Source organism: Streptomyces sp. NPDC029466, from assembly GCF_055574515.1.
Map to the genome: position 1 here is coordinate 358,794 of NZ_JBVHZH010000003.1, position 9,699 is coordinate 368,492.

At 71.9% G+C, this 9,699-nt stretch carries 9 protein-coding genes; 8 read left to right on the forward strand and 1 reads right to left on the reverse strand.

Annotated features, from left to right (window positions below):
* The first annotated feature begins 235 nt into the window (after positions 1-235).
* Complete coding sequence (locus ACZ4XD_RS05175) at positions 236-1,123, forward strand: phenylalanine 4-monooxygenase (protein ID WP_468038319.1); 888 nt, start codon at positions 236-238, stop codon at positions 1,121-1,123.
* A gap of 135 nt (positions 1,124-1,258) precedes the next feature.
* Here the strand turns inward: ACZ4XD_RS05175 and ACZ4XD_RS05180 are convergent, their stop codons facing one another.
* Complete coding sequence (locus tag ACZ4XD_RS05180) at positions 1,259-2,107, reverse strand: SDR family oxidoreductase (RefSeq protein ID WP_468038321.1); 849 nt, start codon at positions 2,105-2,107, stop codon at positions 1,259-1,261.
* 94 nt (positions 2,108-2,201) lie between these two features.
* Between ACZ4XD_RS05180 and ACZ4XD_RS05185 the strand changes: the two genes are divergently transcribed.
* From ACZ4XD_RS05185 to ACZ4XD_RS05215, 7 genes are all read left to right on the forward strand, one after another.
* Positions 2,202-2,663 carry a MarR family winged helix-turn-helix transcriptional regulator gene (locus ACZ4XD_RS05185; protein WP_468038323.1) on the forward strand — a complete coding sequence of 154 codons (462 nt, stop codon included), beginning with the start codon at positions 2,202-2,204 and terminating at the stop codon, positions 2,661-2,663.
* 133 nt (positions 2,664-2,796) lie between these two features.
* A complete protein-coding gene (locus ACZ4XD_RS05190; protein ID WP_468038325.1) occupies positions 2,797-3,966 on the forward strand; it encodes a lactate 2-monooxygenase in 1,170 nt (389 codons plus the stop codon).
* The gene (locus ACZ4XD_RS05195; protein ID WP_468038326.1) at positions 3,963-4,964 is read left to right on the forward strand and encodes a 2-hydroxyacid dehydrogenase; all 1,002 of its coding nucleotides are present in this window, start codon (positions 3,963-3,965) and stop codon (positions 4,962-4,964) included. Before ACZ4XD_RS05190 ends, ACZ4XD_RS05195 begins: the two co-directional genes overlap by 4 nt.
* 213 nt (positions 4,965-5,177) lie before the next feature.
* A complete protein-coding gene (locus ACZ4XD_RS05200) occupies positions 5,178-6,464 on the forward strand; it encodes an MFS transporter (RefSeq protein ID WP_468038328.1) in 1,287 nt (428 codons plus the stop codon).
* Positions 6,465-6,739: 275 nt separating this feature from the next.
* Positions 6,740-8,047 (forward strand): hypothetical protein, encoded by a 1,308-nt coding sequence (locus tag ACZ4XD_RS05205; RefSeq protein ID WP_468038330.1) that lies wholly within the window; start codon positions 6,740-6,742, stop codon positions 8,045-8,047.
* A gap of 144 nt (positions 8,048-8,191) precedes the next feature.
* Positions 8,192-9,268, forward strand: a complete 1,077-nt coding sequence (locus ACZ4XD_RS05210) for a UDP-N-acetylmuramate dehydrogenase (RefSeq protein ID WP_468038332.1) — start codon at positions 8,192-8,194, stop codon at positions 9,266-9,268.
* 196 nt (positions 9,269-9,464) lie between these two features.
* On the forward strand, positions 9,465-9,608 hold the full coding sequence (locus ACZ4XD_RS05215) for a hypothetical protein (protein ID WP_468038334.1): 144 nt from the start codon (positions 9,465-9,467) through the stop codon (positions 9,606-9,608).
* The last annotated feature ends 91 nt before the right edge of the window (positions 9,609-9,699 follow it).

Sequence of the window (9,699 nt, forward strand, 5' to 3'; positions counted from 1 at the left end):
TCCCGGCAGGCTGATTTCTGCGACGGATTGCCCCTTCGCGGGCGCGCGCAAGCGCCGGCGGCGAAGGGTATCGAGCGGTCCACCACCCAGCCCCTCGTCGGCCGCGCGCCACCCGGCCGTCCGGCCCGTTCGATGAGATCCTGAGGAAAGTGAGGGCGACCGCCCGATCCCCCGCAGACGCCGGTGGGCGGCGGACGGCGCCCGATGCACCTGGGTGCGGAGCAAGGTGACGGACATGAGCACGGCGTGGCAGTACACCCCCATCTCCGCCGACGGCCGGCTGGGGCACGCGAACCAGCACCCCGGCCGCAGCGACCCGGCCTACCGGCGCCGTCGTGATGCCCTGGCCGCACGGGCCGAAGGCCATCGGGTGGGGGCGCCCTACCCGGCCGTCGACTACACCGAGGACGAGCACCGCACCTGGCGGGCGGTTCACCAGGCGCTCGGCCCGGCACACCATGCCCACGCCTGCCGTGCGGTTCTGGACGCCGGTGAGGATGCGGGCATCCGCGCCGACCGGATCCCGCAGCACGCGGAGGTCAGCGCCGCCCTCACCGCGCGCACCGGATTCGCCTTCACACTGGCCGGCGGGGTGGTGCCCAATGAGCGGTTCCTGGGGGCGATGGAGCACGGCTACTTCCATGCCGTGCAGTTCGTCCGCCACCCCGCCGTTCCGCTGTACGCGCCCGAACCGGACGTTCTGCACGATGTCTTCGGGCATGGCGTCCATCTGTCGTGCGCGCGCCTCGCCCGGCTGTACCGGCTCATCGGACAGGCCGCCAACCGGACCGAAACCGCAGAGGCCCTCGACATCCTCAGCCGGGTCTACTGGTTCACCCTCGAATACGGGCTGATCACCGAGGCGGGCACCCCCAAGGCCCTCGGCGCCGCCCTGCTGTCGTCCTACGGCGAGATCGGCGCTCATGATGGGCGGACGATCCGCCCCCTGGACCTCCGCGCCGCGGCCGCCACCCCGTACCGCATCTCCGGCTACCAGCCCGTCCTCTACACCGTCCGCTCCCTGGAGCATCTCGAAGACGTCCTCGGCGCCTTCTGCGCGGACTTCGACGACGAGAGCGCGAGCCGGCTGCGCGTCCCGGCGCTCTCCCGCGACCGGGCGTAGCCACCGCGTACCACCGGCCGCAGCCGCCGCGCACGAGCAGCCCGGCCGGGCCCGGAGGCCGCATACGTCAGGCGCACGCCCGATCCCCCGCCCCCGCCCGGCATCCGGCGTGTGCGCGAGGTCCCGCCTGCCCGGTCAGCCGACCCAGCCACCCGTGAGGCCGACCACCGCCGAGCCGTCCAGGTCGGTGAGCTTGACGCCGGTGAACTCGCGCGCCCAGTCCGAGGTCTGGAGGCGGAACGCGGGCCGGTCCGCGGTGAGCGCCTCCAGTACGGTCCCGGCGGCCTCGGCAGGAGTCTGCGCGCCGTTGGCGAACTGCGCGACGGTGCGGTCCAGGTACGCCTTCAACGCGTCCGCGTACGGGCCCGCGGCGTCGACCTCGGCCGCCCGGTCGACCCCGATGTTGTTCACGAACTCCGTCGCCACGGCCCCGGGCTCGACCACGGACACGGCCACACCGAGCCGGGCCGCCACCGGCGCCAGGCTCTCCATGTAGCCCTCGACGGCGAACTTGGCCGCGCAGTACGCCTCGTTGAAGGGCTGTCCGATGACCCCGCCGACGCTGGTGACGGTGATCAGACGGCCGCCGGTGGCCCGCAGATGCGGCAGTGTCGCCTTCGAGACATGGAGCACGCCGAAGAAGTTCACCTCCATCACGGCGCGCACCTCGGCGACGCTCTCGTTTTCGAGGGTGCCCAGGTGTCCGGCACCCGCGTTGTTGATCACGGCGTCGAGGCGGCCGTGATCGGCGATCACCCCGTCGACCGCGGCGGCGACGGAGCGCTCGTCGGTGACGTCCAGCTGCCGGACATCGAGCTCCACGCCCGCTTCCTCGGCCGCCTTGCGCAGCGCACCGGAGCGGCCGGTGTCGCGCAGCGTCGCCACCACCCGCCAGCCGGCCTGCGCCGCGGCCACCGCGGCGGCCAGCCCGATGCCGGAGGACGTGCCGGTGATCAGAACAACCTTGGACGAGGGGGAAGACATGGGGAGCCTTTCGGGCCGTACGGAGCTTGATTAGGTGCGTGTACACACACCTTAAACATTATGTGTGCGCACACGCAACCGGTAGCCTGGTCGCATGGCGAAAAGGAAGCTCACCCAGGCCGAGATGCCCGTGGCCGATCACGCCTTCTACGGGCTGGTCTGGGCCGGAACCGTGCTCACCGAACGCGTGGACCGCGCCCTGAGCAAGGCCCATGACCTGCCGGTCTCCTGGTTCGAGGTGATGCTCTGGCTCGCCTCCAGCCCGGATCCGGTGCCGGCCTCGGTGCTCGGCAACAGCACCATGCTCAGCCGCAGCCAGGTCTCCCGCGTCGTCGACGCCCTCCAGAGCCGCGGCCTGGTCACCCGCACCCCGTCGGCCCGCGACGCCCGCTCCGTCGAGGTCTCCCTGACCCCCGAAGGCCACCAGCTCTTCGAGGCGGCCGACGCCACCCGGCGCGCCTGCCTGGCCCCGGTCTTCACCGACCTCCTCGACCGGCAGGACCTCGAAGCGCTGAGCACGGTGTGGCGGAAGCTCAAGGCCAACAAGGAGGGCTGATACGGGGATTGCGGGGGCCGGTCGGCGGTCCTCGGTCCCGCGGGTGGTGCGCAGCGCGGTGGACGGGACTTGTCACTGTCGCCAGGATCTCCGGGGAGCACGCACGATCGGCGACGAGAGGCGGGACGTACGGATGGCGAAGCACTGGGCGGACTTCCAGTACGAGATCTACCTTCACGGCATGACGGGCACCGTCCCGCGGCTGCCGACGGATCTGACCCGGCTGGAGCGGCTCGCCGAGCAGCGGCTCGGGCCCGGCCCGGTCGGTTATGTGGCGGGCAGCGCGGGCACCAGCAGCACCGCCGTCGCCAACCGGGCGGCACTGGACCGCCGGCGGATCGTCCCGCGGATGCTCCGCGATGTGCACGAACGTGATCTGTCCGTGGAGGTGTGCGGCCGCGCGCTGCCCGCGCCGCTCGCGCTCGCGCCGGTCGGGGTGCTGTCGATCATGCACCCGGACGCCGAGCCCGCCGCCGCCCGGGCCGCCGCGGCCCAGGGCGTGCCGTACATCCTCTCCTCCGCCTCCAGCACGCCTATGGAGGAGGTCGCCGAGGCGATGGGTGACGGGGAGCGGTGGTTCCAGCTGTACTGGGCGAAGGACCGCGAGGTCACCAGGAGCTTTCTGCACCGGGCGAAGGCGGCCGGCTACACCGCCCTGTTCGTCACGCTCGACACCCCGCTCCTCGCCTGGCGGCCGCGCGATCTCGACCAGGCATATCTGCCGTTCCTGCACGGTGTGGGCACCGCCAACTACTTCAGCGACCCCGCGTTCCAGGCAGGGCTCGCCAAACCGGTCCACGAGGACCCGAACGCGGCGGTCCGGCACTTCGTGGGGATGTTCGCCGACCCCGCGAAAACCTGGCCGGACCTGGCGTTCCTGCGGGAGAACTGGGACGGCCCGATCGTGCTGAAGGGCATTCTGCACCCGGATGACGCGCTGCTGGCGGCCGAGGCCGGGGTGGACGGGGTGGTCGTCTCCAACCACGGCGGCCGCCAGGTGGCGGGCTCCGTCGCCGCCGCCGACGCACTGCCCCGGGTCGTCGAGGCGGCCGCCGGACGGCTCACCGTCCTCTTCGACAGCGGTATCCGCACCGGCGACGACATCTTCAAGGCGCTCGCCCTGGGCGCGAAGTCGGTGCTGGTGGGGCGGCCCTACGCCTACGGTCTCGGCCTCGACGGCCAGGCGGGCGTGGAGCACGTCCTGCGCTGTCTGCTCGCCGAGTTCGATCTCACCCTCGCGCTGTCCGGGCACGCGAGCCCCGCCACCCTGACCGCCGACGACCTCATCGAGGAATCCGTATGACCACCGCGCCGCACTCGGACCCGCAGCCCGTGAAGAACGTTCTCGCCGTCGTGTCGCCGCATGTCGGCGGCCGGGCCGCCGGGGCCGCGCTGGCCGGCCTGTTCCCCGGCCGGGCCCGGGTCACCGTCGTCGAGTCGGCCGACGAGGATCCGGCGGCGCTGCGCGCAGCGCACCTGCTGATCACCGGGCTGAGTCCGGTCACCGCGGGCCATCTCGCCGCCGCACCGCAGCTGGAGCTCGTCCAGTGCGCCAGCCACGGCTTCGACTACGTCGACCTGGACGCGGCCCGCGAGCGGGGCGTCCCGGTCTGCAACATCGGCTCCAGCGGCGCGGAGAAGCAGAATGTGGCGGAGCAGACCTTCGCCCTGATGCTCGCCCTCGCCAAGCAGCTGGTCCCGGCCCACACGGCGCTGGTCGAGGCCGACTGGGCGCTGCCGCGCCTTCAGCAGTCACTGACCGAACTCTCCGGAAAGACCCTCGGCATCATCGGCCTCGGCCACATCGGCGAGGAAGTGGCCCGCCGCGCCGTCGCGTTCGACATGACCATCGTCTATACGGGACCGCGGTCTGCCGGACCGGAGACCGAGGCCCGGCTCGGCGGCGCCCGTCACCTGGACCTCGACGCACTGCTCCGCACCTCCGACTACGTCACCCTGCACGCCCCGCTCACCGACCGGACCCACCACCTCCTGGACGCCGGACGCCTCGCCCTCCTCAAGCCCACCGCCTTCGTCATCAACACCGCACGCGGCGCCCTCATCGACCAGGACGCCCTGGCCGACGCCCTGGAGGCGGGCGCCCTCGCCGGGGCCGGGCTCGATGTCTTCGACCCGGAACCGCCCACGGCGGCGCTGCGCGTACTCAAGGCCCCGAATGTGGTGCTCTCCCCGCACGTCGCGGGCGTCACCCGGGAGACCCTGGTCCGCATCGCCCTGGCCGCGGTGCAGAACGTCGTCGGCCATCTGGAGGGCAAGCCGCTGCGGGACGTGGTGTCGTGACGGCGCGCCAGGTGCGCGCCCGGTCCTGAATTTCAGCCATTGTTCGGGGTGCCGGCCAGCGGGCCCGCACACCTGAGCGGGCGGTGCGGTGGCGCGTTCCTGGCGCGCCACCGCCTTTTCTCGACACCCCCGACGGCTGCCGCCCCGGCGACTGGAGTAGCGTCCGCCCGGCATCGGCTCCGAGGCCCCACCAGGAAAGGCTGGCGCACGCTCGTGGAACCCCGTGGACGTACCCGTTGGGCGATCGGCGGACTGCTCGCCGGCGGTATCGTCGTCAATTTCCTTGACCGTACGGCGATATCGGTGGCGAGCTCCTCGATCGCCGACGAATTCGGGCTGGACCTTCAGCAACTCGGGGTGGTGCTCTCGGCGTTCACGTGGTCGTACTGCCTGGTGCAGTTACCCGCCGGCATGCTCGTGGACCTCCTGGGGGTCTCGCGGCTCACCCGGATCGCCTCCGCGCTGTGGGCCGTCGCGGGCCTGCTGACCGCGGTGGCCGGCGGGGTCGGGCCGATCATCCTGGCGCGACTGCTGCTCGGGGTGGCCGAGGGGCCGTCGATGGTCGGGGCGTCCAAGGCCACCGCGGCGTGGTTCCCGGTCAGTGAGCGCGGGATGGCGACGGCACTGTTCGACGGTGCCACCAAGCTGGCCAACATGGTGGCCTTCCCGGTGCTGGCCTTCGTGATGAGCGAGTGGGGCTGGCGGGCCGGGTTCCTGTTCTGCGCCGCGGTCAGTGTGCTGTTCACCGCCGTGTGGTGGTGGGGCTACCGGGACCCGTCCGAGTACCGCTCCCTGGGGCCGGCCGAGCGGGAGTTCATCCTCCGGGGCGGGGCGCGGGACACCGACCGGGGCGGGCTGCGGCAGTTCCGCACGGCCCTGCGTTCCGGCCGGGTCTGGGTCGTCGCCTGTGGTTTCGCCTGTTACGGCTACACCATCAATATCGTGCTGACCTGGATGCCGGAGTTCCTTCAGCGGGAGTTCCATGTGCGGCTGTTGCAGTCCGGCTTCTACTCGATGGTTCCGTGGGCGGTGGCGACGGTGGCCGAACTCGCCGTGGGCGGCTGGCTGGTGGACCGGCTGATCCGCCGGGGCCGTGACCCGTGGGTGGTCCGCAGAACCGTGCTGATCTGCGGACTCGCGCTCGGTGGCACGATCGGCGCCGCGGGCAGCGCCGGATCACCCGCCCTCGCGGTCTGCTGGATGTCCGTCTCCCTGGCCGGGCTGGCCATCGCCGCGCCGGTCGCCTGGGGGCTGCCCGGACTGCTCGCACCGCCGGGCGCGGTCGGTGCGGTCAGCGGGCTGATGAACTTTCTCAATACGGCGGCCACCGCGGGCGGTGTGCTGCTCACCGGCTGGCTGGCGCAGGTGAGCGGGTCGTTCGACACGCCCTTCCTGTTCGCGGTCGGCGTGCTGGCGGTCGGGGTCACGCTCTACTGGAGGGCGCTGCGCCCGGTGGCGGTACGGGACACGGGCCCGGCCCGGGAGCTGCACAGGGTCTGAGGCCAGGGTGCCACCTAATGCTTCAATCCTGTACTTGCATACCGTGTGCAGTAGCTGTGTCAGTCATCACAGATTCGGCCTCCCGCCCAGGGGAATCCCTACTATGGCTGGGCAATTGTCGGCAGGGGGGCGTGGAAGGCGGCTATGCAGATCGTCGGCCCGATTCCCCTCCGGTCTGATCCGATTCCGGAGCACCCCCGGCAGTCGCCGGAGCCGACGGTCCCGCCCACCCCTCCCGCAGCATCGGGCGCCGCCGCGGCCGAGGTGCTCCGCCGATGAACGACACCTCTGTATTAGCGACCTGCCTGGCGCGCTTGTCCTGGCCACCGGAGCGGCTGGCTCGTGAGATCAACCGGCGGTGCGGCAGCGGCACCATCAGCAGCAAGGCTCCGTACAACTGGCTGAAGGGCGCCTGCCCGCGGCGCCGGCTGCCGTACATCATCGCGACGATCCTGTCCGACCACCTCGGTGAGCCGATCACGGTCGAGGCGCTGTGGCCCGGGCACTTCGCGTCCGCGGTCCCGCCGCAACGGCGGAGCCCCGTTCAGCCGCGCCCCGCCGCGCCCGTGCAGCGGCCGGCCGCCCTCGATCCGCTCACCGCGTCGGTGGACTGGCTGGTGGCCGACGACCCGCTGCCGCCCCCCTCGCGGGCGCACGGCGAGGAGATTCCCGGGGTCGCGGTCGAGATGCTGACCGCCAGAATCCAGCAGCTGCGCCAGCTGGACGACAGCGGCAGCAGCGGGCTCGTGCTGGACTGGGCGCTCCAGGACCTCCAGTGGGCGGAAAAGCTGGCCGCCAAGTACTCCTACGACGCGTCGACCGGACGGCAACTGCACCGCATCATCGCCGAACTCGGCCAGCTCACCGCCTGGCTGACGGCGGACCAGGGACAGGACGAGCTGAGCAGCTCCCGCTTCGTGGCCGCCCTGGGCGCCGCACGGACCGCCGGTGACCGGCCGCTCGCCGCGTACATCATCTCCTGTATGAGCTACCGGGCCGGGTGGGCCGGCCGGGCGGAGGAGGCGCTGCGGCTGATCCGTATCGCCCGCAAGGGGTCGGCGCAGGAGAACATGGGCATCGGCCAGGCGCTGCTGGCCACCCGCGAGGCCCGGGCCCATGCCAGTCTCGGCGACGAGGCGGCCTGCCAACGGGCGCTGGACGACGCGGCCGAGTTCAGCCGGGCGGGCCGGCCCTCGGCCGAGCCGCTCTGGGCGTACTGGCTCACCCCCGCGGTCATGGTGGCCGATGCCGGCCGGGCCTGGCTGGAGCTGGGGCGCCCCGAGCGGGCGGAGCCGTATCTCACGCGCGGGATCGACATGCTCCAGGGCAGCCAGCCCCGCAATCTGCTGCTGCACAGTGCCTCGCTGGCCGAGGCGCGACTGGCACGCTGCGAGCTCGACGGCGCGGCGGCGGCCGCCACGGACGCGCTGGCCCTGGCCGAGCACGTCAGCTCGCAGCGCGCCCACGCGCGGCTGATGGCGCTGCGGCGGGGGTTCGTGCGGTACGACAGTGCGGTGGCGCGGGACATCGTGCAACGGGCCGACGAGCTGCTGGCGGCGGGCCAGGCGCGGGCGGTGTGCTGAGCCATGGCCACGAGCTCCCGTCGGCTGCCGTGCCGTTCCGGGACCGTCAGCAGGGCCCCGGCCCCCGCTCGTCGTGCGACGGCGCGGGACGGCGCCCTGCTCGTCACCCACTGAGGGCCGGTCCTCGCACCCGCGCCCCGTCCCATGGCACGACCCTCGACACGGAACGGCATCCAGGAGAAACAGGAACATATGCGAGTCACGCACGAGGTACCGCTTGCCCCGATGACGACGCTGGGGCTCGGAGGGCCGGCGGCGGTCCTCTTCGAGCTGTCCGACCCCGCGGACTTCCCCGAATTCGTCGCGCTGGCCAATGCCTCCCCCGGCCGGCCGGTCTGTCTCGGCGAAGGAAGCAATGTGGTGGTCAGCGACGCCGGCTGTGCGGGCGCGGTGCTGCGGATGAGCACCAAGGGCGTCCGGATGACCGGCCGTACCGACGACGGGCGGGTGCTGGTCGAGGTGCAGGCCGGGCATCTGCTCGGCGACCTGGTCGACACCACCGTCGCCGAGGGCCTCACGGGCATGGAGATGCTGGTGGGGATCCCCGGGACCACCGGCGCCACCCCGATCCAGAACGTCGGCGCCTACGGTCAGGAGACCGCCGACTGCCTGGTGGAAGTGACCGCGTGGGACTGGGAGTTGGGCCGGATGGTCACACTGGACGCCGCGGCCTGCGGGCTGGGCCACCGCACCAGTGCCTTCAAGCACTCCCGCCGGTGGACCCTGCTGCATCTGGTCTTCGCGCTGCGCCGGTCCGAGCTGAGCGCGCCGGTGACGTATCGGACGGTGGCCGCCGAGCTCGATGTCCCGGTCGGGAGCCGGGTGCCGCTGAACGAGGTGACCGAGGCGGTGCTCGCGGTCCGGCGGAGCAAGGGCATGGTGCTGGGCTGTAGTGGCACCGACGACAGATCGGTCGGCAGTGTGTTCCTCAGCCCCGAGATCACCCCCGCCCAGGCCGACGGCCTGCGGGCACGCAACGCCCCCGTGAACCACTTCCCCGACGGCTCGACGCGGGTGAGTGCGAGCTGGCTCATCCGGCAGGCCGGTTTCGAGCTGAGCACCCCGATCGTCACGGGCGTCCGCATTTCCTCGCTGCACTACACACTCGTCGCCGACGAGGGCGCGACCGCCACCGGTTTCACCCGGGCGATCGAGCTCGTACGACAGGAAGTGCTGCGCCGCACCGGGGTCCGGCTCACCTCCGAACTCGACTTCCTCTGAGCGGGGACCGAGGGCATGACGGAGGCAGACATCACCCTGAACAGCCGCCCGGAGCAGTGGCGTTGCCCTCTTTGGCGGGTTCTAAACGCTCTTGACGAAGATCGCGACCTCGGATGAAATACCTCGGCGGTTGCGAAGTATTTCCGCAACAACTGGGATTACTCCGGAATTAAATTATCTTTCTTTGGAGGGGACCATGGAGAACGTCACCATCAACCTGGACGAATTCGACCTCGACCTGGACGTGGAAATCATGGAGTCGGCCACGACCGCCGCGAAGGCGCAGGACTCGAAGCTCATGACGCAGGTCTGTCGGCCCACCGCTTGGCCCTGCACCTGACACACCGGTGTGGGGGGGGGGGGGGGGGGGGGGCCCCCGCCCCCCCCCCCCCCCCCCCGGGTAGGGGGGGGGGGGGGAAGGGGGGGGGGGA

What these genes read in the sequence shown, in the direction of transcription:
- ACZ4XD_RS05175 (WP_468038319.1), top strand. Translation starts at nt 236, where the DNA reads ATGAGCACGGCGTGGCAGTACACCCCCATCTCCGCCGACGGCCGGCTG.
- ACZ4XD_RS05180 (WP_468038321.1), bottom strand. Translation starts at nt 2,107, where the DNA reads ATGTCTTCCCCCTCGTCCAAGGTTGTTCTGATCACCGGCACGTCCTCC.
- ACZ4XD_RS05185 (WP_468038323.1), top strand. Translation starts at nt 2,202, where the DNA reads ATGGCGAAAAGGAAGCTCACCCAGGCCGAGATGCCCGTGGCCGATCAC.
- ACZ4XD_RS05190 (WP_468038325.1), top strand. Translation starts at nt 2,797, where the DNA reads ATGGCGAAGCACTGGGCGGACTTCCAGTACGAGATCTACCTTCACGGC.
- ACZ4XD_RS05195 (WP_468038326.1), top strand. Translation starts at nt 3,963, where the DNA reads ATGACCACCGCGCCGCACTCGGACCCGCAGCCCGTGAAGAACGTTCTC.
- ACZ4XD_RS05205 (WP_468038330.1), top strand. Translation starts at nt 6,740, where the DNA reads ATGAACGACACCTCTGTATTAGCGACCTGCCTGGCGCGCTTGTCCTGG.
- ACZ4XD_RS05210 (WP_468038332.1), top strand. Translation starts at nt 8,192, where the DNA reads ATGGCACGACCCTCGACACGGAACGGCATCCAGGAGAAACAGGAACAT.
- ACZ4XD_RS05215 (WP_468038334.1), top strand. Translation starts at nt 9,465, where the DNA reads ATGGAGAACGTCACCATCAACCTGGACGAATTCGACCTCGACCTGGAC.